Annotated in this window: 19 protein-coding genes; 7 read left to right on the plus strand and 12 right to left on the minus strand. The window is 57.6% G+C overall.

From position 1 onward, the window contains the following. Positions 1-62 precede the first annotated feature (62 nt). Positions 63-1196, plus strand: coding sequence for a hypothetical protein (locus DWW12_RS02525; RefSeq protein WP_117854832.1), 1134 nt, complete (start codon positions 63-65; stop codon positions 1194-1196). Positions 1197-1319: 123 nt separating this feature from the next. Here the strand turns inward: DWW12_RS02525 and DWW12_RS02530 are convergent, their stop codons facing one another. The 3 genes from DWW12_RS02530 to DWW12_RS02540 all read right to left on the minus strand — a co-directional run bounded on the left by DWW12_RS02530 (position 1320) and on the right by DWW12_RS02540 (position 5021). Beyond that, positions 1320-2585, minus strand: coding sequence for an MFS transporter (locus DWW12_RS02530; protein ID WP_117635842.1), 1266 nt, complete (start codon positions 2583-2585; stop codon positions 1320-1322). An 11-nt stretch (positions 2586-2596) separates the two neighbouring features. Continuing rightward, positions 2597-3661: an ornithine carbamoyltransferase gene (locus DWW12_RS02535; protein WP_117635843.1), complete on the minus strand. Its 1065-nt coding sequence runs from the start codon at positions 3659-3661 to the stop codon at positions 2597-2599. Between the two features lie 121 nt (positions 3662-3782). Beyond that, positions 3783-5021, minus strand: a complete 1239-nt coding sequence (locus tag DWW12_RS02540) for an agmatine/peptidylarginine deiminase (protein WP_117635844.1) — start codon at positions 5019-5021, stop codon at positions 3783-3785. 239 nt (positions 5022-5260) lie between these two features. Between DWW12_RS02540 and DWW12_RS02545 the strand changes: the two genes are divergently transcribed. Further along, positions 5261-5824 (plus strand): TetR/AcrR family transcriptional regulator, encoded by a 564-nt coding sequence (locus DWW12_RS02545; RefSeq protein ID WP_117563584.1) that lies wholly within the window; start codon positions 5261-5263, stop codon positions 5822-5824. A gap of 202 nt (positions 5825-6026) precedes the next feature. Here the strand turns inward: DWW12_RS02545 and DWW12_RS02550 are convergent, their stop codons facing one another. The 6 genes from DWW12_RS02550 to DWW12_RS10110 all read right to left on the minus strand — a co-directional run bounded on the left by DWW12_RS02550 (position 6027) and on the right by DWW12_RS10110 (position 14935). After that, the gene (locus DWW12_RS02550) at positions 6027-7307 is read right to left on the minus strand and encodes an MFS transporter (RefSeq protein ID WP_117635845.1); all 1281 of its coding nucleotides are present in this window, start codon (positions 7305-7307) and stop codon (positions 6027-6029) included. 159 nt (positions 7308-7466) lie between these two features. Further along, complete coding sequence (locus DWW12_RS02555; RefSeq protein ID WP_117854835.1) at positions 7467-10718, minus strand: ABC transporter ATP-binding protein/permease; 3252 nt, start codon at positions 10716-10718, stop codon at positions 7467-7469. A 220-nt stretch (positions 10719-10938) separates the two neighbouring features. Next, complete coding sequence (locus DWW12_RS02560) at positions 10939-12630, minus strand: FAD-dependent oxidoreductase (RefSeq protein ID WP_117854837.1); 1692 nt, start codon at positions 12628-12630, stop codon at positions 10939-10941. 226 nt (positions 12631-12856) lie between these two features. Beyond that, complete coding sequence (locus tag DWW12_RS02565; protein WP_117635847.1) at positions 12857-13819, minus strand: redoxin domain-containing protein; 963 nt, start codon at positions 13817-13819, stop codon at positions 12857-12859. Between the two features lie 35 nt (positions 13820-13854). Further along, positions 13855-14766 (minus strand): 4Fe-4S binding protein, encoded by a 912-nt coding sequence (locus tag DWW12_RS02570; protein WP_369832398.1) that lies wholly within the window; start codon positions 14764-14766, stop codon positions 13855-13857. Next, positions 14759-14935 carry a CD1871A family CXXC motif-containing protein gene (locus tag DWW12_RS10110; RefSeq protein ID WP_117854840.1) on the minus strand — a complete coding sequence of 59 codons (177 nt, stop codon included), beginning with the start codon at positions 14933-14935 and terminating at the stop codon, positions 14759-14761. Before DWW12_RS10110 ends, DWW12_RS02570 begins: the two co-directional genes overlap by 8 nt. A gap of 59 nt (positions 14936-14994) precedes the next feature. On the opposite strand from DWW12_RS10110, the gene DWW12_RS02580 reads away from it, so the two are divergent. Beyond that, positions 14995-15669 (plus strand): response regulator transcription factor, encoded by a 675-nt coding sequence (locus tag DWW12_RS02580; RefSeq protein WP_117854842.1) that lies wholly within the window; start codon positions 14995-14997, stop codon positions 15667-15669. Beyond that, complete coding sequence (locus tag DWW12_RS02585; RefSeq protein WP_117854844.1) at positions 15666-16814, plus strand: HAMP domain-containing sensor histidine kinase; 1149 nt, start codon at positions 15666-15668, stop codon at positions 16812-16814. The genes DWW12_RS02580 and DWW12_RS02585 overlap by 4 nt, the downstream gene beginning before the upstream one ends. 116 nt (positions 16815-16930) lie before the next feature. Here the strand turns inward: DWW12_RS02585 and guaA are convergent, their stop codons facing one another. Together guaA and DWW12_RS09995 are read right to left on the minus strand one after the other, a co-directional pair. Further along, the gene (guaA, locus tag DWW12_RS02590) at positions 16931-17791 is read right to left on the minus strand and encodes a glutamine-hydrolyzing GMP synthase (RefSeq protein ID WP_233544212.1); all 861 of its coding nucleotides are present in this window, start codon (positions 17789-17791) and stop codon (positions 16931-16933) included. Next, positions 17743-17913 carry a hypothetical protein gene (locus tag DWW12_RS09995; protein ID WP_233544213.1) on the minus strand — a complete coding sequence of 57 codons (171 nt, stop codon included), beginning with the start codon at positions 17911-17913 and terminating at the stop codon, positions 17743-17745. Before DWW12_RS09995 ends, guaA begins: the two co-directional genes overlap by 49 nt. A 296-nt stretch (positions 17914-18209) precedes the next feature. On the opposite strand from DWW12_RS09995, the gene DWW12_RS02595 reads away from it, so the two are divergent. Further along, a complete protein-coding gene (locus DWW12_RS02595; protein ID WP_117854846.1) occupies positions 18210-19214 on the plus strand; it encodes a helix-turn-helix transcriptional regulator in 1005 nt (334 codons plus the stop codon). Between the two features lie 155 nt (positions 19215-19369). Then, complete coding sequence (locus DWW12_RS02600; RefSeq protein ID WP_117854847.1) at positions 19370-23737, plus strand: hypothetical protein; 4368 nt, start codon at positions 19370-19372, stop codon at positions 23735-23737. A 90-nt stretch (positions 23738-23827) separates the two neighbouring features. On the opposite strand, the gene DWW12_RS02605 is transcribed toward DWW12_RS02600, so the two are convergent. Beyond that, positions 23828-24076 (minus strand): hypothetical protein, encoded by a 249-nt coding sequence (locus DWW12_RS02605; protein WP_117655544.1) that lies wholly within the window; start codon positions 24074-24076, stop codon positions 23828-23830. A 139-nt stretch (positions 24077-24215) separates the two neighbouring features. Between DWW12_RS02605 and DWW12_RS02610 the strand changes: the two genes are divergently transcribed. Beyond that, positions 24216-25598, plus strand: a complete 1383-nt coding sequence (locus DWW12_RS02610; protein ID WP_117655545.1) for an ATP-binding protein — start codon at positions 24216-24218, stop codon at positions 25596-25598. Positions 25599-25682: the final 84 nt, after the last annotated feature.

Genomic DNA, 25682 nt, shown 5'->3' on the forward strand with positions numbered 1-25682 from the left:
TCAAACTGATGCGCCCCGCACCCCATGCGCCGCAACGACCGCCACGACACCAAGGAGCAGCTATGGCTACACTTTCCGAACAAGAACGCAAGCGCATCCAGCGATACTGCATCTGTCCCAAGGTTGCCGGCGCGGCGCTTGCCATGGCGTTTGTGCTGCCTTTTTTGATCATTCCCTTCGAAATGATTGACGATATCGTCTTCCATCATGAAAGCTTCCAGGAGACGGGCATGATGACCGCCTTGGCGCTCACCGCCGTCGAGCTCGCCATCTTCTGCTACTGCGCGCTCGCGCCGCGCTTTGGCATGCGCGGCAAGCAGTGGAAAGAAATGCAGCACCGGCTCGCCGTCGAGCAGAGCGAAAAAGACCGCTCGGCACAAATTGCAGGCGTTGTTGGCACGCAGGCCGCCGCGCGTCTGCTCAAGAACAGCGACAATGAGACCGCACGCAACCTGGGCGGTGCGGCAGAAGTCGCCGCTGCCGTAGGCGCCGTCGCCACCGCGGCAGACGTGCTTGCCGAAAGCTTTGCCAACGCAAAGGCCATGGCAGAGGCCTGTGGCGTGCCTATCCCCCGTGCAAAAAAGTGGATCGTCGCGCTTGTGGCACTGCCCCTCGCAATCGTGTGCGGTGCCTATATCCCGCAGCTGGCGCAGGGAAACATCGAGATGCAACAGAACGCCGCGGCCGCGGCCGAGCAGATCGCCATCGCCCGCAAGACGCTAGAGCCCGCATGCGAGTACGTATCCGCCGATGACCCTTACGAGCGATATCAAGATTACGGCTATCACGTCCGCGGCTACCTTCACGACGGCGACTCCGATACCCAGAAGACCTATACGTACCTGGATTTCGACAACAAGGGAACGCTCAAGGAAGTGAGTTACATAGCAGAGATCGACCCCGACGCGAGCCTTGAGGACAACCTCGCCCGCATCGAGCTCGACTTGGACGAACTTTCCTCTGTCGTCCAAACCGTAGACGTCAAGACCGTGAGTCCCGAGCTCCTAGCACCGCAAAAGCTCCCCGAAGAGTTTAGGCAGGCATTTTTGAACGGCTCACTCTACGAGAGAATCTCTATCAGGACGAGTGACGACCCCATCAAGGTGTATTACTCGTTTGATACGGATCCCGAGGACGAGTTTGACGAGTACACCCATCCAAGCATCCGTATCACGTTGATGGGCAAAACGAGCTAGGCGCCCAATGTGACAAAAGGACTGTCCCTTTGTCACATTCCATGAAAAAGGGCACCGGCGTTAGCCGATGCCCTAAAGCTGCTGCAGATTAACTCCTACAGCGTATGACTAAGACGAATCGAACTATTCGTCCCAAGAGAGGCTCTTACCAGTCTTCTTTGCCAGCAGCAAGAACAGACCGATGATGACGTTGCATGCAATACAGAAGATGAAAACGCCCTGGAAGGAGCCGACAAGCTCGTATACCTTCATCATGACGGGCATGCCAAAGGCGCCGACGATATAGCCCACGGAGCAGATGAGCGCGAAGATGCGACCAAAGTCACGGGAGCCAAAGACGTCCATCACCAAAACGGTCAGAGCGGTGCCGGCGATGACGTACATGACGTCGTTAACACCGGCAGCAAGAATGCTGAGCGTCGAGTTGCCGCTGCTCATCATGAGCATGACAAAGGAGAGAATCGAGACGGCGAGCCAGCTCAGAATGGCCTTGGTGCTGCCAAACTTATCGCAAGTGGTACCGACGATCGGGTTGAGGAACAGGTCGAACAGCGATGCGGCGGAAACCATGAAGCCACCCACCATGGGGCTAAAGCCGACCTCGGCGGCATAGGTGGGGAACAGCTGGTTCATGCAGCAAGTAAGCTGAACGAGGCAGAGGAAGCCGATGCAGAAAAAGAATGCAGGCGACTTAATAGCGCGTGCGTAGCTAACGCCACGTGCACTATCCTCGGTCGTCTCCTCGGTCTCGGCGACCGTCTCGCCTTCGACATAGCCATAGGGCAGCATGCCCTTGTCCTGGGGCTTATAGCGGATAATCAGGATGGAAGCGGGAAGAATGAGCACGGCGGAGACGCCAGCGAGCACCAGATAACCAGTCCTCCAGCCAGCAGCCTCAATGACAGAGGTGATGACGGGACTCATGATGAGCATGTAAATCGAGTTCACTGCCCAAGCGAGACCAATTGCCAGGCCGCCAGATTTTTTGAACCACTGGTCAATAACATCGGACATGGCGACACCGGTAGTGAAGGCGAAGCAAACGCCAATCAAAGCACCAGCTGCGATGAACATCCAGACTTCGGTGTAGAAGGCCATGCCTGCGCCAGCGGCGAGCAGAATAAGCTCGACGACGGGGAGCCAAAACTTGCCAACAACCTTGGGGATGAGTTTTCCGACAAACGGAAGAGCCGCTGCAAGACCAATGAGCGTTGCAGTGAAGTAATACGAGAAGATGGAGTAGTCAAATCCGAACTCCTCGCACACGGGCGCGACGAAGGAGCCAGCGATTACGCTATAGGATCCGGTCGTACCGGCAGACATGAGGCCGAGCGCGATCACGAGAACCCATGCGTAAACCTTGCTGCTCTTTAACTTTGCATTTTCCATTGATACAGCTCCTAGAGACCCAGAAGGGCGCACATAACGGCCTTGATGGTGTGCTGACGGTTCTCTGCCTCACGGAAGATGACCGACGCGTTGGCCTCAAAGCACTCGTCCGCAATCTCAAAGCCCTCGGTGATGATTTCACGATGCAGGTCGTTCTTGCACTGGTCGAGCAACATCTTGCCAACGCGGTGATTTGCGTTGTGAACAGAGGGGAGCTCGTGCATGCAGAAGATGTCGGGGTTGTTGGTGCGCTTGCACAGCTCACTGGTGACGCGATAGGGGTACAGGGACTCGGCGTCGCCAAGCCAAGAGTTGTAGTCGTCAGGGTCCAGAACCTCGTCGCCGCACTCGGGGTTGATGTAGCGCCACTCCTCGGTAACGATTACGTCGACACCGTCCAGAGCATCAAGGTCAGAGGTGATGGTGAAGGTCCTGTTAGGCGCGTACTTGGCGTAGCAGGCCTCAACCTCCTCGATCATTTCCTTGCACATCTGGTGACGGAGGTCGTCGGGGCCGATGGCGAGGAAGTCCATGTCGAGCATCGCGCACAGACGGCCATACCACACGGGGGCGCCGGCGCAGTTGCCAACAAAGGCCATCTTCTTGCCACGGCTCGTGCGCAGACCACCCCACTGCTCCTCCATCGTGAGAGCGTCAGCGAGCATCTGGGTCGGGTGATCGCCGAGGGTGAGGGCATTGATGACTGGAATATCGACCAAGTCGGCGACATCATAGAGGAACTGCTCGTCCTTTTGTGCACGATAGACAATGAGATCATACATGCCGTTGAAGACGCGCATGGCATCCTCGATGGTCTCGCAATCGCCCATGTGGGAGTTGGTCAGATAGGTGAAGCCCATGCCCAGGTCGTTGCAAGAGGTCTCAAAGGCGCAACGAGTGCGGGTCGAGCCCCACTCAAAGTTGGCGAGAACGTTCTTGCCGGGGAAGTAGCGCTGGTCGACACCGGACTTTTTCTGGGCCTTGAGGTTCCAGGCAAGATCGATGAGGTAACGGAAATCCTCAGAGGAAAGATCGTGGATGTTGAGGTAGTCGCGACCGCGAAGGCTGTTGTTCATGCCTATTTCCTTTCAATTGTTTGATGGGTAAGTGTCGAATGCGCCCCCGAGGGAAACACGGATATCCCTCGGGGACTGTAAGTGTGGCGCTTGGATCAGGCAGCGCAAGTTTAAGAACTTGCTAGCAGCTGGCGGCCACGTCCTTGGTCCAGCAGTGCACGCCGCCGCCGGACAGGTTAAGCGCGAGAGAGTCGATCATGATGACCTTGCGATCGGGGAAGCAGCTCTCAAGAACCGCCTTGGCCTGCTCGTCCTTCTCCTTCACGACTTCGCTCATGCCTTCGTGGTAATAACGCTGGCCAAGAACGACGCCGTTGCAGATGAGGAAGTTGCAGTAGCTTGCTGCGGCATAAAAGTGAACGGGGCCTTCGGGCCAAGGGGTGCCATCCATGAACTTGCCGCCCATTTCGTCGATGAAGCCCTTATACAGCTCGTAGTCCTCGTCGCCGGGAGCGATGACAACCTCGATCGGCTCGGCAGTGGGCATGCGGACGATTTCGAAGGGCTTGCCCTCCCAGTCCGTCTCGGCGCGTAGAATCTCGTAGGCGGCGTCGATGCGACGATGCGATTCCGCGCCCGCCTTGCTCGAGGCGGCCTCCTCATCGGATACCTCGGCAAGAAGAATCTTGTTCGGGGTGATAAAGCGGCACATCTCATCGATGTGGGCGGCGAAGCTCATGCCGAAGACAGGAGTTCCATCTTCCTTCTCGTCGAGGATGCCCAGTCGATAGTCGTCGTCCTCAAGCATAGGCTGCGGCAGCCAGATAACCTTGTTGAGGTTGTAGATGCGCTTGTACTCGGCCTCCACTTCCTCTTTTGAGAACTCGGGATTGCGCTTGCGGCATTCCGTGTCCTCGATGGCGATCAGGGTGCCGTGACCGTCAAACTCGCGGTCGCCGCCCTCCGAAACCATTTCGGAATTGACGATATCGAAGCACCCGAGCGCAACCGCCATGTGAACAGCTGCCCTGCGTGCGGACTGGCACTCTGGGGAGTTCTTGTCCCACACGCCATAATAGGTCCAAGCGGGGTTGACCATATAGGAATGGCCTTCGTCGTCGACCATGATGCTGGGGCCGTTGTCGCGAACGTAGAAGTTGGAGTCTTCGAACTGCGTAATCTGGATACGGTCGAGATCCACCCCTTCTTCTTTAAGGCGCGAGCAGGCTTCCTCGTAGGAGCCGGGGGTGCCACAGTTGAGATTGACCGTAACGTCGCCATACTCAAGCAAAGCTTTAATTACGTCAACGCAGGGCTGGCGATTATCGAAGCCCTCTGCGCGAATGTAATCGGGAAGCCATGTCACATAGACGTTGGAGCGCTTCTCAAACTCGCCCGGCATACGATAGTTCTCGTACATGGTTGGTCCTTCCGTCGGGTTTCCCGCAATGCTGTCCGGCCGCGACAATAGCGGGGTTACACCAGCTATAGTACTACTATACCTACCGTTCGGTAGGTGTTTTTGTATAATTGCCATTCGCCTGTCGATACCTACCGTTCACCGTTTATAGTGGTCGTGTTTGGACACGAATTGATGTTCCGTTGCCATTCTTAATAATGTTGGCAATGCGGAAGTGATTTGCAATGGAGAAGTGAAGCGTGAGCACAAAGGGAAAAATATTGGACGCAATGTATGATCTTGTGGCAGAAGTCGGTTACGACAAGGCGTCCATTGGAAAAATCTGCGACCGTGTCGGTATATCCAAGCCATCGGTGTACTACTACTTTCCCTCTAAAGAGGATATTTTCACCACGCTCTTAGATAGTATGTTTCCGACTATCGACTATCAGCGCGACTACTCGCTAATAGTCGATAGGGACGGATTCAAGGCGGCGCTTATCGAGCTCGGCAATTCGGTTATAGGCGGCTATCGTAGTGATGAAAAGCGCCGTCGCGTGCTGGCCGAGGTCAGTATTCAGGCAAATCGAATCCCTGCAGTTCAGGAACGTCAGGCAACGGCGATCAACCGAACTATGGACGCGCTTAAAGACATCCTTCTCCATGGCCTAGAAATTGGCGCGTTTTCCGATGAAACAGACGTCATGCTGTACGTGCAGATTCTTTACACCGTACTTGAGGGAGCGAGCAATACCGTTGCCCAAGATGAAGACATCGATGAAAAGGCTGTTTGGGCAGGGATCGTCGAACTCATGTTTAAATAGGCGCGTAATAACAGAGGCACCTTGGCAAGCGCGATGCGACGACTTGCGGGGTCGCGGAATGGTTCGAAACCCGTGTTCGCGATGATTGCAAAAGTTGTTGAATAGAAATTGGGGCCGATTCCAGCTATGTTGGAATCGGCCCCAATTTCGTTTTAACTTGCGGAGACAAATGACAGGGCTGAAGGGCAGTTCGTTGGTCAGGTTATTTCGCGGTAGTCTTATTGAGGATACCGGAAACTAAAGCAAATGTCGCAATCAGAAGGTTGCAGATGATACAGAAGACGAATACTCCTTGGAAAGACCCTGCCATACCGTAAACCTTCATCATGACTGGCATTCCGAAAGCTCCGACAACATAGCCCGCTGAGCAAATAATCGAATAGATCCTTCCAAAATCGCGTGATCCGAAGAGCGAGAGGAGAATCATCGGCATTGCAGTTCCAACGATGGCGAACATGACGTCGTTTACGCCGGCCGCGATGATGGAAACGGTCTCGTTGCTTCCGCCAAAGATGAGAAGTAGGAATGAAAGAATGCTGACTCCCGTCCATGCGACCGTTGCTTTAATAGCACCGAGCTTGTCGCATGTTTTGCCTACGAAGGGATTTAGGAAAATATCGGAGAGCGAAGCCGCCGAAACCATTAGGCTTCCCACGATGGGATTGAAGCCGACCTCGCTTGCATAGGTCGGGAACAGCTGGTTCATGCAGCAGGTGAGTTGCGCCACGCAGAGCAGAAGGGCGCAGAGAATAAAAGATGGCGTTTTCGCGGCATCGCGGAGCGCCATGCCCGAAGAGACATCTTCCTTTTCATCGGCGCTGTAGCTCTCATGGGTTTCGGAGGTAGTCTCTCCGTACGGAAGCATATTGCGATCAGAAGGCTTAAGGCGAATGATAAATGCGCTTGTGGGCAATATCATGGCTGCAGAAACGGCCGCAAGTACGATGTAACCCGTACGCCAGCCTTGCTGCTCGATGACCAGTGTAATGACAGGACTCAATAGCAGCGTGCAGAGAGAATTAACGCCCCACGCAAGGCCGATGGCAAGACCAGACGATTTACTGAACCATTGGTCAATGACATCGGACATGCAGACACCCGTTGTGAACGAAAAGCAGATGCCGATCACTGCGGCGGAGACGATGAACATCCAGACCTCGGTGTAGAACGCCATTGCGGCGCCGGCGGCAATAAGGACGAGTTCAACGCAAATATGCCATGGTTTGCCGATTACTTTTGGAATGAAACGACTCAAAAGCGGAAGCCCAAGCGCAAGGCCAAGAAGAATCGCGGTGAAATAGAAAGAGAAAGAAGTGTAGTCAAAGCCCAGGTCTTCACATACAGGAGCGATGAATGAGCCGGCAATGATGCTGTAGGTGCCGGTTGTTCCCGCAGACATTAAACCGAGCGCAATAACGACAATCCAAGCAAATGCGCCGCTCTCACGGGGGCGGTCCTTTTCGGCTGGTGCGATAAGAGTCATGGTTACTCCGTTTCTATCGGCAATGCAACCTATATGCCTACCGATAGGTATATAAAGATGGAGATTCTTCGTCAAGTGTTAAGCGGGGAGCGGGGACCCTTAACGTGCCGAACGGTAATTGGGCCCCCAATGCGACAAAGGGACTGTCCCTTTGTCACATTATTCGGAGCGTAGGGCTTCCACAGGGTCTTTCTTGGATGCGCTGCGGGCCGGCAGCAGGCCGGCAACGACCGTCAGCAGCACCGAAACTGCAATAAGCACCAGCGCATCCTGCACGGGCAGGCTCATCAGATTGGGTACCTGCTTGGCCGCAAGCGCCCAGGCATTAACCGGAAGGCTCACAGCCACCACGACGACAATGGCAAAGACGCCGGCAATGAGACCTTCGATAAAGGTCTCGGCATTAAATACGTTGGCCACGTTGCGCTTTGACGCGCCAATCGCGCGCAGGATGCCAATCTCCTTTTTGCGCTCCAGCACGCTGATGTAGGTGATGATGCCGATCATGATGGAGCTCACCACCAAACTGATACTCACGAATGCGATGAGCACCAAGCTGATGGTGTTCACGATGTCGGTCACCGAACCCATGATGATACCCATGTAGTCGGTGTACGAGATCGCCTGTTCATCATGGCCGGCGGCTTTGACCTGCTTGTTGTACGCATCGATGTGATCGAGCACGCGCTCCTTGGCCTCAAAGTCGCGCGGGAAAATCTTGACCGAGATGGGGTCCGCCTCGTCCTCATAGCCCAACGTGGCCAGATTGTTTTCGTAGGTGAGCTTTGACGCCTTGGCATAGCTCATCATGAGCGAACTCAGGTCCTCAGCGTCCATGCTAAAGTGGATAGCGCGAGCAAAGGCGTTTGCATCCACGCGCATGGCGCTCGCCAAGTTGGCAAAACTCGAAGACATCTGCGTCGCCATTTGGTCCATGAGCCCTGCCGCACCCGCCTTGAGCTGGGTTGATACCGTCGTCGCAATCTGCTCGCTGACCGCCTTCATCACCTGATCCATAGACTGCTGCAAATACGGAGCCAGCTGCTTTTGCACATAGTCGCCCATCACCTGCTGCAGACGCTCGGCCAGGGCATCGCCGCCGAGTGCCCTGAGCTGAGCCAGGTATTGCTGGGCCGCGGCATCATTCTCAAGATACGCCGAGAATGCGGCAGCAAGCTTTGACGCATCCTTAAGATCTTCGGGCGACAGCGCCTTAAACTGATCGGACTGCATAAAGCCCTCAAACAGCTGATTGGCAAGCGTTCCCACCTGCTGCATTTGCTCGGGCGTGAGCTCCAGACCGTCAAAGATGCCCGAGAAATCCGGGGCCGGCGCCTTGGCCATGATGTCACCGAAGTCGATGTCTCGCCCAACACCCGAAAGGTCAATATCCAGCCCGGACAAATCAAGGCTAGAAAGGTCCATGCCGCCGGCCGCACCCGAGAGCGCAGACGAATCGAGAGAGAACGCGCTCTTCAGTGCCGCCTCGTCTACGCTGAACATACTGCCCAAATCCACGCCCTGCTTGGCTTCGCCCTGCAGCTCGTCGAAGGTTTTGCCCGTAAAGACATCCGTCTCGGGGTAGGCAAGCTGCTCCTGCACAATCTGCGAATCGGCAGCACGCTCCATAAGCTGGCGAGTCAGCGCATGCGTATAGGCAATGCCCGGGGACAATGCGCTCGCGTTTGCCGCCTCGTTGGGTCGCACCACGCCCACAATGCGCACGTCAATACCGTCGGCAACCTTGGCCGCCATAAAGTCGGCATCGCCAGACATGTCAGTCCACATGCCGGTCTCTTCGTTTTTGCGATAGGCATCGGACGGCGACAGCACCTTAAACGTCGTGGACAGCGCATCGTCGTAGGTAAAGTCGGTGCCGGCCTTGGGCGTCTCGACCTTGCCGTCGGCCGTCATGGCGCTGTTGACCAGGTCGTTGAGCTCATCGATATCCAGCGCACCGATGCTATAGAGGGTGTAGTCGCCCACCGTACCGCGGCTCGAAAGCACCATCACGGCCTCGTTGGCAGACGTAGGCCAATGGCCGGCAACGACATCGTACTGGCTGTCGAGCAGGCTCTGGTCGTCAATCATCTCGTTAAAGACCGAGGTCCCCATGGAATCCATGCTCACCGTTGCCGCCGAACTTGCGCCGCCGCTCATGGCCTCGGTCATAGCGTTGGGCACCAGCCGGACAGGTTTCTCATCGCCCTTGCCCGCACGATAGACAACCGGCGTCACGCCATAGCCGTACTGGATAGCATTGACCTCTTTATCGATGCCGTCGCCACCGGCATCGAGCCATGCCTTAAAGCTCGTCATATCGTTAGATTTAACGCTTGCGAACATGTCTTTTACGGCCGTGACCACAGGGATCTTATCGGTTCCCTTATCTTTGCCACCGGTGGCGTCGGATGAATCCTCGCCCTCGGACACCTCATCATCCGTAGCCCCATGCCCGCCCATCATGGACGACAGGTCATAATCTTGTTTGGAAATCGTCAGCGGGTAGCTCGAGAGCGTGTCCTCCTCGACCTTTTTGATGTAGTCGTTTACGCCGTTGGAGAGCGCCAGGATCGCCGCAATGCCGATAATGCCAATCGAACCTGCAAAGGCCGTCATGGCCGTGCGGCCCTTCTTGGTCATGAGGTTTCGGGCAGAAAGCCCAAGCGCCGTCACAAAGCTCATCGAGGTTTTGCGCGTGGGCTTGGCCTCGCGACGCGCGGCCTCGGCAGCATCAAAGGGATCTGAATCGTCGGTGACCTTGCCGTCCGCCAGGTTGACAATGCGCGTGGCGTACTTGTACGCCAGCTCGGGATTGTGCGTGACCATGATGACCAGACGGTCGCGCGCAACGTCCTTGAGCAAATCCATGACCTGGACGGACGTCGTTGAATCCAAGGCGCCGGTCGGCTCGTCAGCCAGCACAATCTCGGGGTCATTGATCAGGGCGCGGGCAATGGCCACGCGCTGCATCTGCCCGCCCGAAAGCTGGCTCGGGCGCTTGTCAACGTGCTCGCCCAGACCGACTGCCTCGAGCGCCTTGCGCGCACGTTGGCGGCGCTCGGCATGCCCCACGCCCGTGAGCGTAAGCGCCAACTCCACGTTTTCCAAAATGCTCTGATGCGGAATGAGGTTATAGCTCTGGAACACAAAGCCGATGCGATTATTGCGATAGGCATCCCAATCGCGGTCGTTGAAGTCCTTGGTCGAGATGCCGTCGATCAGCAGATCGCCCGAATCGAAATGATCGAGTCCACCGATGACGTTGAGCATCGTAGTTTTACCCGAACCCGAGGGACCCAGAATGGCTACGAACTCGTTATCGCGAAAAGACAGGCTTACGCTGTCGAGCGCTACCTGCGTAAACGACTGCGTAACGTACCTTTTGCAAATAACTCTGAGATCCAGCATGGACGGCAACCTCTCTCGCGCGGGCGCGCTCGCCCGCTCCCCCGCCGTTCACGTTCGGCGCGTTTGTCCTACTCTATCCTCATTTTTGGCCTGCTCCAGTGAGAAATGTAACGTACTGCCCCAAAAACGAACGGGACGGCACGCCACGTGGCGCACCGTCCCGCATATAACATCCCCGATGCGACAAAGAGGCTGTCACTTTGTCACATTCCAATGCGCGCTACTTTTCGAACCCGCACGGCATAACGTTAGCGCTGCCGCGGCGAGCCTCAGTCACGGCTGCAAAGAAGCGATAGCCGCCCGAGAAGTTAAAGCACTCAAAGCCATGCTGCGCCAAAATGCGGCAAGCAATGTAGCTGCGAATGCCGCTCTGGCAAATCACGTAGACCGGCTTGGCCCGGTCGAGCTCGCCCAGGCGATTGCGCAGATCATCGACGGGAATGTTTACGAAACCATCGATATGCCCGCGCTCATACTCCCCTTCCGTACGAACATCGAGCAGCTGCACGCTACCATCGCGTGGCAAGTTGGGCTCATCCTCCCAATGCCACTGCGCCAGTATGCCGCGATTGAGGTTCTCGATCATAAAGCCCGCCATATTGACGGGATCCTTCGCCGATGAATACGGCGGCGCGTATGCTAGGTCCAAATCCTTAAGCCTATCGCCGCGCATGCCTGCCTGGATGGCAGTCGCCAGAACGTCGATACGCTTGTCCACACCATCGATGCCCACGATTTGCGCACCCAGCAGGCGCAATCCCTGCTTCTCGAAGACAACCTTCATGGTCATGGGCGTTGCACCCGGATAATAACCCGCATGCGAACCGGGCGACAGGACCACGCTGTCGCAGTCAATTCCCGCCGCGCGTGCTGCCTTTTCGGATAGTCCCGTGCTTGCCGCCGTCAAGTCGAATACCTTGATAACCGATGAGCCCAACGATCCGCGGTAGCAGCTGTCCATGCCGGCTATGACATCGGCGACGACACGCCCCTGCTTGTTGGCGGGGCCGGCGAGCGAAATGACCGCGTCCTCGCCGGTCACCTGATGCGTGACCTGCACGGCATCGCCCACGGCATACACGTCGGCAGCAGAGGTCTCCATGCGGTCGTTGACCACAATAGCCCCCTTGATGCCCAGTTCGAGCCCCGCCTCTTGCGCCAGATGGCTCTCAGGTGCCACGCCAATGGCAAGCAGCACCATATCGGCTCCGATAGGGTCATCGCCCGCAACATGGGTGACAACGCGGCCATCAACTTCCTCAAAACCTGTCACATCGGCCTTGAGGCGCAGATCGATACCGTGCTCACGCACCTCGGTATGCAAAAGGGTCGCCATGTCGTAATCCAGGTTGTTCATAAGCTGGACGGGACGCTGCAGAAGGGTCACCTGGAGCCCCAGCTCACACAGATTCTCCGCCGTCTCGACGCCAATGAAGCCGCCGCCGATCACGACGGCACTGCTCGGTCGCCGCTCTCGAACATAGCTGTGAATACGCAGCGTGTCCTCAACGGTGCGTAGGCTAAAGATTTTATCCGAGTCGATGCCCGGCAACGCAGGGCGAATCGGCTTTGCACCCGGCGACAGGATGAGCTTGTCATACGTCTCGACAAATTCCGCGCCCGTCAGCATATTGCGAACCTCGACCGTATGCGAATCGGGATGGATGGCAAACACCTCGTGACTCGTCTTGACCGCAATGCGAAAGCGATCCCAAAAGCCCTTGGGAGACTGCAGCGTCAATGCGCTCTCTTCTTCTATCACGCCGCCAATGTAGTACGGAAGCCCACAATTGGCATACGATACAAAACCCGTGCGCTCAAAGATGACAATTTGGGCCTGCTCGTCGAGTCTGCGCAAACGTGCCGCCGCCGATGCGCCGCCCGCGACGCCTCCAACGATAACCACCTTCATAGCTAACGCACCACCTTTCCCGTGTAGCCGCTTATGCCGCCGATATTCTTGACACTGCCATACCCAGAACGCTTAAGAAAACTCACAGCTTGGTTGCTTCGCGCACCGCTCAGGCAATGCACGAAAAGCTGCGTGCCCTTTCGACGTATACCCATGATGCTACCCCGAAGCAGAAAAAAGAGTCGCTGTTTCCAGCGACTCCCCTTCAGTTGTCTGTCCCACAGACTTACTGTTCGCTCTTCGCGAGTGCCTGATCGATCAGTTTGTTGAGCGCCTCGCGCTGCTCAGCGGAGTTGATGCCGCCCATGATCGGCTCTCCCACAATGTTACCGTTCTGGTCGATCACGTAGGTGGTCGGGAACGAGTACAGGTTGGAGGTGAACTTTCCGGCCTCGCTGTCCGACTTAAACCAGATGTTCTTATACGTCACGCCCTTCTTGGAAAGCACGTCCTTGGCATCAGCCACCTCGTCTTTATTGCCATCGAGCGTAAAGGAATTAACGCCCACGACCTGGCCGCCCTTCTCGGCAAGCTCCTTGTTGAGCTTCTCCAGATCGCCCAGCTCTCCCACGCACGGCTTGCAGGTGGTAAACCAGAAGTTCATGACGGTGACCTTGTTCTTGGAGAACAGCTCGTCGCTGTTTACATCGTTGCCGTCCAAGTCCTTGCCCTTAAAGCTGGGGAACTTCGTCTCCCCGCTCTCGCCGTTGGTCATGCCCGCGGTCGAGGCATCGACGCTCTCTCCCTCGCCGGGCGTGCTGCCACATCCGGGGAACTCCTTCTCCAGCGCCATGAGCTTGTCCTCGATCTCCTTGACCTGCTGCGCGCCGGCCTTAAGCGTCTTAAGCTCGTCAGCCGCAAACTGATCCTTGGCGCCCTCGATGGTATCGAGCAAGAAGTCACCGTAGTTCTTGCCGTCCTCAATCATGGGAGTGTCTTTGTTGGCCGCAAGGAACACCTTTTCCCATAGGGCGTTATCGCTCGCAAAGATCTCGTTTTCCTTTTGCAGCAGCTGCTGGTACAGCTTGGCCGCCTCCTCGGCGCTCGACGGCTTTTGTGCCACAAGCTCGGCAATCTGCGCATCGCCGCTCGTGGCATCCTTCGCGTCGCCCTTGGGGGCAGAGCACGCCGCGAGAGTCAGCGCCAGCACGGGCAGCATCAACAGAGCCGCAATTTTTGACAGTTTCATGGTTCCTCCGTTTATATCGAAACTTATATAGGTACCTATTTGTTTTCGCAGGCTTGCGTGGACTGCGCGAGTTTGTCGCCCGTCACACCCAGCCCGTAGCGAAAGCTAATAGCATCGACGGGGCACGCGCCCACGCATTTGCCGCAACGAATGCACTCGGCATGGTCGGGCGTACGCGTAACGTCCACGTCCATCTGGCACACCTTGGCGCACTTGCCGCACGAGACGCATTTACAATGATCGACCCGAATCCCCAGCAACGACACCTTGTTCATGAGTGCATAAAATGCGCCGAGGGGGCAAATCCATTTACAGAAGGGGCGGTAGAACAGCACGCTCAGCACCGCAACCACAATGAGGATCGCGAGCTTCCAGGTAAAGAGCTTTCCCAGCGCGGAGCGGATTCCCGTGTTCATGATGGACAGCGGAATCGCGCCCTCGAGCACGCCCTGCGGGCAGATGTACTTGCAAAAGAACGGGTCGCCCATACCCACATCGTTGACAACCAAGACGGGCAGCAGCACCACGGCAAACAGCAGCACGGCATACTTGATGTACGTGAGCGGCTTGAGCTTTTTCGTGGAGAGCTTTTTGCTGGGAATCTTATGCAGAAGCTCTTGCAGCCATCCAAACGGGCACAAAAAGCCGCATACAAAACGCCCCAGCAGCACGCCGATCAAAATGAGCGTTCCGGTGACGTAATACGAAAAGCTGAACTTAGACGAGCCCACCACCGACTGAAACGACCCGATGGGGCACGCACCCGAGGCCGCCGGACACGAGTAGCAGTTGAGGCCCGGCACGCAGACGGCTTTGCCCGCTCCCTGGTAGATGCCTCCCTTGGCAAAGTTAGGCAGGTGAATATTGGTCGCAAGCGTCGCCGCCGCCTGAATCAATCCACGAAATCGCGCTAAAAGATGCGATGCGGTGTTTTTTCTTTTATCCAATTCCGATACACTCCAAGCACAGCCTGATTGCCTTTGCCAGCACGGCATCTGCCTCGCCGCGCATAATTCCAAAGCCAACCATGGCTATCCCAACGATCAACAAAGCCACCTGCGCCACAGGCTTAATCGCTTTGAACAATCTGACCACTCCTTTCGTTTCGCGACCCATTGGACCATACCGACTATAAAATCCGTGTTAAGCGTGAATGACTATGCAAGGAGAACGTTATGCGCATCTTGGTCGTCGAGGACGAGCGGGCGCTGTGCGATGCGATCGCACGCAGCCTGCGCAACTTGGCCTATAGCGTCGACTGCTGCTACGACGGGCAGCAAGCCCTCGATCTGCTCGATGTCGAGACATTTGATCTTGTCGTGCTCGACCTCAATCTCCCCCATGTCGACGGCATGACCGTGCTCAGGCAACTCAGAACAACTGATTGCGAGACCAAGGTGCTCGTGCTCTCGGCACGTGGCGAGGTCTCCGACAAGGTAGCGGGGCTCGATGCGGGCGCCAACGACTACCTCACCAAGCCGTTCCATCTTGAGGAGCTGGCGGCACGCATACGCAGCCTCACGCTCAGACGCTTTATGCAAAGCGATGTCGTCCTGACCTGCGGACCGCTGAACTTTGACACTAAAGCACGCGCCGCCTCCGTAGGCGACGAGGTTCTATCCCTCACGCGCAAGGAGACCGGCATCTTGGAATACCTGATGCTTAACCAGGGGCGGCCGGTGAGCCAGGAAGAGCTTATCGAGCATGTATGGGACAGCAGCGTCAACAGCTTTAGCAACGCGACCCGCGTGCATATCTCGTCGCTGCGAAAAAAGCTGCGCGGTGCGTTGGGGCACGACCCCATCCGCAACCGAATCGGCGAAGGCTACGTTATGGAGGGCGGCAAATGAAGCGGCTGTCGCTGCAGTGGCGCATCACGTTAATGACGGCCCTGCTGGTATGTTCGACCTGCGTACTTATGAATTGTCTGGTTGGTTACTCCGGCATGCGCTACATGGACTCGATTGGTGCAGAAGCGTCGGCGCACAGCAAGGTGGAGACCGCATCGCCCAGCTCATTTGACCCGGCAAGCAAAGAGCTCGATGACGAGCTGACCATCGTCGTGAGTGACGCCCAAGCATCGTTTAGCGCGACGAGCTGGTGCATAACCGCGGCGGTGACGCTGCTCGGTGGCGTGCTGGCCTACTTTGTGAGCGGACATGCGCTGCGGCCGTTGCGCTTCTTTGCGACGCAAGTCGAGAGCGTGCGGCCCGACAACCTCGCCGACACAAAAATCAGCGAGGACGTGCCCTCTGAACTCAGGCGCTGCAGCGCGTCGTTTAACGACATGATTACCCGCCTTGACGAGGGATTTTCCGCACAAAGACAGTTTACGGGCAATGCGGCGCACGAACTGCGCACGCCGCTTGCGCTCATGCAGGCCCAGGTTGAGCTGTTTTGCGCCGAGCACCCCGACGTCGACGCCGATACAGCGAGCCTGCTCGGGCTGCTGCAGGAGCAGACCGAGCGAATGACGCACATGACAAAGACCCTGCTCGAGATGAGCGAGCTGCGCAGTGTCCCTTGCAACGATGTGATTGACCTAGCGCCGATGATCGAAGAAGTGCTCACGGACCTGGCACCCCTTGCCGAGCAAAAAGACATCACGCTTACAAGTGAGGGCGACGCGCAAACGATCGGCAGCGACACGCTGATCTATCGGTTGCTGTTCAACTTGACCGAAAACGCCATACGCTATAGCGCGCCCAACTCGACCGTGCAAATCAACGCCTGCGCCGAAGGCGACCGCGTGCTGCTACGCGTGCGCGACCAGGGACCGGGCATTCCCGAGCAATACCAGACGAGCATCTTTCAGCCCTTCTTTCGCGTCGACAAATCGCGCAGCAGGGCATATGGCGGCGTGGGGCTGGGGCTTGCACTGGTCTGGGAGATTGCCGCACTCCACGGCGGCTCCATCGAGGTCGAAGAGAGCTCGGAGCGCGGAACGACCATGCTCGTGACTCTTCCCACTCGCGCACTCGGCTCATTAAAATAACGAACGGGATGGCACGCCGCGTGGCGTACCATCCCGCACATAATATCGAGGATGTGACAAAGGGACTGTCCCTTTGTCACATCTGCTAGTTCTCGTCGCCTACCAGCTGAGTTAGCTTACTCCCACTCGACCGTGCCAACGGGCTTCGGCGTGAGGTCGTAGCAAACGCGGCAAATACCGGGGACCTCGGCGGTCACGCGAGCGGTAATGCGCTTGAGCAGCGCCCAGTCGAGCTCAGGCACCTCGGCGGTCATGACGTCGACGGTGTTGATGCAGCGGATGATGCAGGGCCAGTCGTAGGCGCGCTTACCCTCGCGCACGCCGGTGGCGCGGAAGTCGGGCACGACGGCAAAATACTGCCAGATTGTCAGACCTGCCTTGTCAATCTCCTCGCGCACGATGGCGTCGGCTTCGCGCAGCGCCTCAAGACGGTCGCGGGTGATGGCGCCAAGGCAGCGAACGCCCAAGCCGGGGCCGGGGAACGGTTGACGCTCAACCATGTTCTCGGGCAGGCCGAGCTCGCGGCCCACGACGCGCACCTCGTCCTTGTACAGCAGCTTAACGGGCTCGCAAAGCTCAAATTGCAGATCCTCGGGCAGGCCGCCCACGTTGTGGTGAGCCTTCACGCCATCCTGGGACTCCAGGATGTCGGGATAGATGGTGCCCTGGGCGAGGAAACTGACCTCGTCACCGACCTTGCGGGCCTCCTCCTCGAACACGCGAATGAACTCGGCGCCGATAATCTTACGCTTGGCCTCGGGCTCCTCGACGTCCACGAGCTTATCCAGGAAGCGATCAGTCGCGTCAACATAGACCAGGTTGGCGTCCATCTGATTCTGGAACACGTCGATGACCTGCTCGCTCTCGCCCTTGCGCATGAGTCCATGGTTCACATGCACGCAGATAAGCTGCTTGCCGATGGCCTTGATCAGCAGCGCCGCGACAACAGAGCTGTCGACGCCGCCAGAAAGGGCCACAGCAGAACCTTCTTGTCACCGATCTGCTCGCGGATTGCGGTGACCTGCTCGTCGATGAACGCCTGAGCAAGTTCGGGAGTGGTGATACGCACCATATCGTCGGGACGCTTGTTGGGATCCATGCAGGGCTCCTTTTCGGGTCGATGGAACGCGCCGCACATATGCAAACGCGCTGTCATATGACCTCATTATATGCAGAGCGAGGTTCGTTTCCCATCGCTTCGGCAGAGCTTTTTGCAGGGGCGGCAGTTTTTCCTTATGCCAAGGTCAGCCATGCCTCGACAACCACCTTAAGAGCATCGCCAATAGACTCTTCCTTTATACGTTCGGCATAATCGTAGGCGATACCCACAAATTCCAGTCCCGAGCAACAGGAGTACAATTGCTGCTATTGTTGCCACCTGATGGGAGATGGAAGATGGACTGCGATGGTTACCCGCTCATTCCCATGCCGTTGATGTGCACCGCCTTTGTGCCGGGGCAGATTGACGCTGCGGTTGCAGGCATTTCCGACCCCGATTCACGCACCATCGCCACGGCGGAAGCGCTGTACTTTCGCGGACAGGCCGCACTCGCCGCCAAGACAGCACGCCCCTATCTTGACGCCACCGACCCCGCACTGCGCTATTCCGCATGCTTTATCTGCGGATATGCCAGTCTGTCGCTCAACCGTATCGCCGATGCCCGCCGTTGCCTTGCTGGCATCCTCGATACGCCGGCCGACGAGGAATCACCCGCCGTCCACGCCACGCATATCCTGTTCGCCTCGGCCGCGAGCGTCCTGCTGCACTTGCCTTCCCCGTATTCTGCCGAAGAGTTTTATCCGCTTGCGGCGCATCTGCCCGAAGGCCTGCGACTGTTCGCCAGCTACGTGATGGCGCATGCCCTGTACCTGCGCGGCGAATATGGCCGCAGTCTGGGCATGGCGGAAAACGCCCTGATCATGAAACAGGGTAGCTATCCCATCTCGGAGCTGTTCCTGCACCTGGCAGCTTCCATGGCCTGCATGAGTCTCAAAGACGTCGACGCCGCAAGGACGCATTTCGGAGCTGCTTGGAACATTGCGCGTCCCGACGGCCTTATCGAGCTCATCGGCGAGCACCACGGCCTTTTGCAGGGGCTCATCGAGGCATGCCTAAAAACGCAATACCCTGACGACTTCGCACGCATCATCGAGATCACGTACCACTTCAGCTACGGCTGGCGGCGCATCCACAACCCCGATTCGGGCGAGGACGTTGCCGACGATTTAACAACCACAGAGTTCACCATGGCCATGCTCGCCTGCCGCGGATGGACCAACGCTGAAATCGCACGCCATATGGGAGTATCGCCGGGCACCGTCAAAAACCGCCTATCCGGCGTATACGCAAAGCTTGGCATCGGCACACGCGCCGAGCTGGTCGCGCACATGTTGCGTTAGCGACCGGGCTGCCAAGCGCATCGAACGCGTTCCGGAACCCGGCGCTTCTCTCGATCAATTTGGACATTTTGACCCTTGAACGGCACTACCGCCACGAAGCGTCTTCTCGCAAAATTGGATTATTTCCACCGATATTTGCGGGATGGGAGCCCAAGATGCTTGATCGCCGTTCGTTACTTGTTGCTGGAGCGTCCTCGCTGGCGAGCATTATGTTGCCTCGCGTGCCGGGAAGCGAAAATGCCTTCCTGCTGCCGTTCGCGCCCACCGCGGCCTATGCCGACGAAGAAGACCCCTTCAAGGTGCTCGTTCTCTCGCGCACCATGTTTGGTGTGGTCGTGGTCGACGTCGCCAACAAGAATACGCCCATCGCAGGTGCCCAGGTCACGCTCACATCGCGCTATGCCGTAGGCAAGCAGCTAACCGCCACGACCGATGACGAAGGCACGGCCATCTTTGAGGTCGCCCCTCTTTCGGAAGGCTACGTGGACGAGGCAACGCTCCTTGACGCGTACGACTTTAACGGCGGCATCTCCATTAGCATGGCGGGCTACCGTGATGTCGAGATTCCCCTTGCGCGTATCCAGGGCGGCACCGCCATAACCGCACCCACACGTCCGCTTTCCGACGGCGAGCCGTACTTCCGCCAGCTCACGTTCGACGAATGGGACATCCAGTACGCCGACGCCACGTTTATGGCAATGCCAGCGGACGAAGCAGCAAACGACCAGCCCGACACGCACGCTTTTACCGTGCAGGCTCATCTGCCGCAGGGCGGGCAGGCAACATTGCATATCAATAAAGTGATGCCCGCTGCGGGCAGCTCAACCGAAACCGTCACGCAGATTGGTCAGATCAAGGCCAGCGCATCGGGCGCAGATAGTCTGGCGACGTTCACACTCGAAGACAAGTTCCTCGATGCAACGTCGAGCCTTCTGGAAGAAGGATGCAAGCTGCGCTTTGTCCTCGACTACCAGGGCAAAACCTACACGCTCTCCTCCCCCATGGCCGTTGTTACCGCGCCGGCGGCAAAGGCGGAATCCGGATCGACCACTATCGTCCCCACCACTATGGACCAAGAGATCACTCCGTTTGATTTCCCCGCATCGTTTCCCGGCATCGGTGGTAATAAGTTCACGTGCTGGATGCCCACATTTCCGATCCTCTTCGATTTCTCGTTTGCTGGATACGTGCTGTTTGGCGGAGGATACAAACCAGCCAGCTATATGAACGATTCGGGCAATCCGGATCCGGAGTACTGGAAGAAGTCACCGCGCGAGTCGGGCGCCAAGCAGGCAAACCGCTACCTCGACGAAATGGAGGGGAAGTGGAATCAGTACAAAAGTATGAGTGCCGGTTCGGGCACCGATCCAAGAAACACCAAGCTCCTTCGCCACCATTGCACGCCGCTGTTCACGATGGATATCGCCACACAGCTGTACGGCTCGCTCGCCTACGATTGGGTGGGCAAAACCTGGGGTGACAACAACGACCCCGCATACGGCAACATTAAGGCCCTCGTCCAGGTAAGAACCGACCTCAATTGGACCGAGCAGTTTACCCTAGGACCGGTGCCGTTTTTCCTAAACGTCAACCCCTGGGTGCTGGCAAAACTGGCGCTCGCCGTGGGCGCCCACACGCACGGCAGCGGCGCGGCGTTTTTCAAGAACATTTCGCTCGACTATTCCAACACGTCGGGCTCGTTCACCATCCAGATCGGACTTGCCGTCACCTTTGGAGCCGGCATTGCAGGCGTCGCTTCGTCCGCTGTGCGTGGCGCCGCATCCCTCACACTGTTCATTGGGTACGAGAAGGCAGATGGACACCAGCTTCCGCGGCTGCGCGTAGGTGCAGACGTCGATGTCGATGTGATACTCCAGTTCGTAATGTTCAAGTGGACCACCAAGGCTTGGTCGGGGTCGTGGCCCACACTCATCGATTCGTGGAATATGTCGGTGAACAATGGCGGCCAGTATGTGCTCCAACGCTCTGAGCTGGCATTGGGTGGAGATACGCCTTACACGCTGGATGCCTGCTTCGGCACGCCCGGCAACACCGAGGCAGGTGGCGTGCCGCAGTTTATCGCGTCGGCCACCATCGTCACCAATTCCGAGCTGCTCGCACGCGCCGAGGTTGCAGCCGCCGCGATAAACATCGCGCCTACCGTACGTGATTGGGATCAAGCGGTCACGCGCATTGAGCTCGAGGCGAACGCGGAGAGCGACGACACGGGACAGGTCGAACATTTCGTCCATGCGCTGATGGAGAACGACGAAAATGCCGCACCGATGTATGAGTACACCTACATCGGTCAGTCAACGAACGCCGTTGCGGACCCGAACGCCAATTCTGCCGGCGTGTCGGAGGACGAGCGTGGCGGCATAAAACCCTCGAGCGACAACGTGCTGTTTTCCGGCGTGCTCAGCGAAGCCCACATGAAGCTAACGATGATTGCCGGCGTAGAATGCCTGTTCCGTATCGCCTCGGTGCGCTACGGCGACAATGGCCGCTCGCGCCTGGTGGTGCACACAAAGGCAAACGGCACGTGGTCCGCTCCCACGCCCGTGGACTTTCCCCTTGGGTTTGGCGAGGGCGACGTGGAGCGCGACGGCATATTCGATTACGACTTCGACGTGGTGGAATATACGGACGGAAGAGGAAACCAGGACGCCTACGTGCTGCTGGTCTCGGGCGAGCGCCCCGCCGGCGACAACACCCTTTTCGATACGGCGAGCACATCCGGCATACTGTCCGTTGTGCGCCTGCGCATAAGCAACGACGGAGTTCGAGTGATATCGCACACGTCGTGGCGCAGCATCTCGCGCGGCCGCCTGCAGGAGGATGGCTACCATTGCCTGCAGTGCCCGCGCATCACGGTAGGCAAGACGCTGGTCGACGGACGCCTGTCGGGTGCCTACCTCCACCGCCGCGGAACCACCGCAGAGAAGGCGCTCGGCAGCGAGGCCGAGGTTGCGCTGGAATGCTTTACCCTGTGGTCAGATGATTTGGGCGACAGCCTGACGTTCCGCCAAGTTCTTCGCTTTCCGCAGGCACCGTCGAGTATCGAGCTGAGCGAGCCCGAGAATATCAACGGCAAAATGGTGGTGCCCGTTGCGTACGAGACCGCAGACGGTTGCGGCTGCGCATCGTACGCCGTGATCGGCCAGTCCATTGCGGGCTGGGGCGTTATGCCACCAGACGCCACGGTGCCCCATGCGGTGCCGTGGCCACAACATTCGGGCTTTTTGGCCACCGTCAACGAGCAGCTGCAGCATATTACTTGGACGCGAGGCGCATCGGCATTTGCAACGCAGCCCGTGGGTGCCGCAGGCTGTGGCCCGGCATCGTTTAGCATAAGCAACAACGGCAGGTGCGCGCTCTATGTAGAGAACACCGATGGCAAGGTGGGGCAAACCTACGACGAAGAAGGCAACCCGGTAGCAGTGATGGGCAAGCACTTCCGCATCTTCGCCAGCACCTTGGCAGGCGATCTGTTCACGAAGCCGTTCGTGATGTGCGAGCTGGACCATCCCATCGATCAGATAACGACATTTTTGACGTCGGGAGGCATGCTCTCCGCGCTCGCCACGCACATTGTGAGCGCGGAGAAGAGCGAGGCAGAGCTGCACGGCATCGAAGTGCCCTTGGTGGCGTGTGCCACTCCGACGGGCGCGGTCGCCACCTCGGGCGCGGTGGTGCCCGGAGCAGCAGGCGAATCCTTCATGGTCACGGTGCGAAACGACGGCAACACTTTGCTGACTGCCGGCACAATCGATCTGTACCGAGAGGGCTCCAGCCAGCCGTTCTCCAGCGCATCCATCGGATTCGGAGTGAACGCACGTATGGCATCGATCTACGATCCGGAGCTTGCCGAGGACGCTTCGGCCAACGACATGGCACACGCGAAGTACGCACTCGAGACGCTGGGCGCACGTTTTGCAACGCACCCGCTGGTAGCCGACAACGGCAACGCCGTGCTGGCACCGGGTTGCACGGCACAGTTCCGCATGAGCTTCGCCATCCCCGAGAGCTGGAGCGACGAAGTGGGCAAGCGCGTCACGCTGTATGCGAAGGCGCGTAATCTGGTGGCGCTCGATCCCGTAACGCTCGAGGAGATCCGACCGGACGCAAACTCGGCGCTGGGTGCCGTTCTGCACGAGCTTCATGTGTCCGACGCGGCATGCGAACGCTCGGAAGTGCAGGTCGGCGTATGCGACAGCGCGGATACGACAGGACTTCACGACGCCCCGATGACAGTAGACGGCGATGGTGGCTCGAGTGGCGGCGGTACTGACAAGGGCGGCGGCTCCGGCGGAAGCAGCTCCGGCAGTGGCAAGGACCACGGCAATAACAAGCGCTCCGGAAAAGTGGGCGCGCTTGCGGGCACGGGCGACAGCAACGTCCCCCTAACCGCAGCCGCAGCAGCGCTCGCCGCAGTTGGTGCCGGCCTTGTCGCCTACAGCGCCCGCCGCACGGCGCTCGAAAAAGACACCGCCAATGAGGTCAATTCGGATAGGCCTCGCTAGCTCCTACTTACTTTTGTGAGAGGCGCCGACTCGGCTAATCGAACATCAAAATGGGCTGGTTCTGGATACCCAGAGCCGGCCCATTGCGCATTAGATGTCGTCTGAGGAGTCGAGTTCTGCCTCGAGCTTGGCACGGCGTCTTTTCGCCGTGAAAAACGTTGCACACAGGACAGCAAACGTGGCCGCGAAAATCGTCGCACCGCAGAACACGCCCGTGGCCAGGTTCGCCAACCAAAAGACGCTTTCGAGCGGTACGATCTGCGCCTCAGCGACACAGCGCATTGCGGCAATAACAAGCGCGAACGCGGCGCTTATGGAAACCATGTTCGCCATCGCCATGTGGACATAACAATTTCGATTCGCTATTCAAACTTACTCGGACAGAACCGACTCGGTTTTGTCCGAGTAAACTCGAGCATAAACTTGTTCATGCGATACAATTAACTCGGACAAAACCGAGTCGGAAGGAACCGAGTAAGTGGAATTCATTGGCAGGGAGCTTGAACTCGCCCGTATTAAGAAAACACTCAATGCGCCCGAGCAGCGCAATGTTCTCATTTACGGAAGGCGTCGCGTCGGCAAAAGTGAGCTCATCAAGCAGGCGCTAACCGATTTATCGGACGTCGCAACGATCTATTACGAGTGCCGCCAAACCTCCGAGGCAGACAACCTCGAGAGTCTGTCCGCCCTTGCTGCTGAAGCGCTAAGCTTTCCTCCGCTCGCCTTCACGGGCATCCGCGAGCTCATCGAATTTCTGTTTGCCCAAGCCAAAGACAAGAACATTACCCTCGTTCTCGACGAATACCCCTACTTGAGAGATGCGGTTAAAGGCTTAGACAGCATTCTCCAGACCTCAATCGACGCTCACAGGGAAGACTCACGTTTAAACATTGTCCTGTGCGGCTCCTATGTTGAGATTATGAAATCTCTCATCGAGCATGAAAGCCCCCTCTACGGGCGAATTGATCTCGCGCTTGAGCTTAAGCCCATGGATTACTTTGACGCTGCAAAGTTCTATCCCGCGTTCTCACCCGAGGACAAGGTGCGGCTCTATAGCGTTTTTGGCGGCATCCCCTTTTACAATCGCCTCATCGATCAGTCCCAAAGCGTACGCGACAATATCATCGAGCTCGTCACAGAACCTGGCGCCCGCTTAGAAAGCGAAGTACCGTCCTATCTCAACGCCGAGATCTCGAAGATGACCAACGCCAACGAAGTTTTCGGGGCTCTCGCACAAGGTTACTCCCGTTGGGGGGACGTGCTGGCACAGTCGCACGTCTCGAGCGGTCCGGCCATGGCAGACGTACTCGACAAGCTCATGTCACTCGAAATCGTCCAAAAGCGTGCACCCATCAACGACCCTACGAATAAGCGCAAGTCTGGCTACTTTGTGGTGGACCCACTTTCGCTCTTTTACTATCGCTACGTCTTCCGCAATGCTTCTGCGCGTCAGCTGCTCGACCCGGAAGTCTTCTATGATCGTCACGTCTCCCAAGACTTCGAGGAAAACTACACTCCACATATGTTCGAGGAGATCTGCCGTCAATACCTCGTACGGCAAAACAGGACTGGCAAGATCGAACCGGCTTTCGATGCCATAGGCAAGTACTGGTACGACGATCCCGCAAACAAAACGAGCGGCGAATTCGATGTGGTAACGCAAGACCCCGAGGGCTACGCATTCTACGAAGCAAAGTTCCGCAAATCCCCCGTCACGCAAAAAATGGTCGACGAGGAAATCACCCAAGTCGAGGCAACGGGGCTCAAATGCCATCGCTACGGATTCTTCTCCCGTTCGGGCTTCGAAGCTGACGAAAGCGATCGAACCGTCTTCATCGACCTGCCGCAGATGTTTGAATAGGACAGACCCCACCCGCATCCCAAGCATCCATTATCTAATCGAACTATTGTTCGATGGAATTCGTGTTGGTTGGAATCGCCCACG

The sequence above is a fragment of the Collinsella sp. AF14-35 genome (assembly GCF_003464565.1).
Classification (GTDB): domain Bacteria; phylum Actinomycetota; class Coriobacteriia; order Coriobacteriales; family Coriobacteriaceae; genus Collinsella.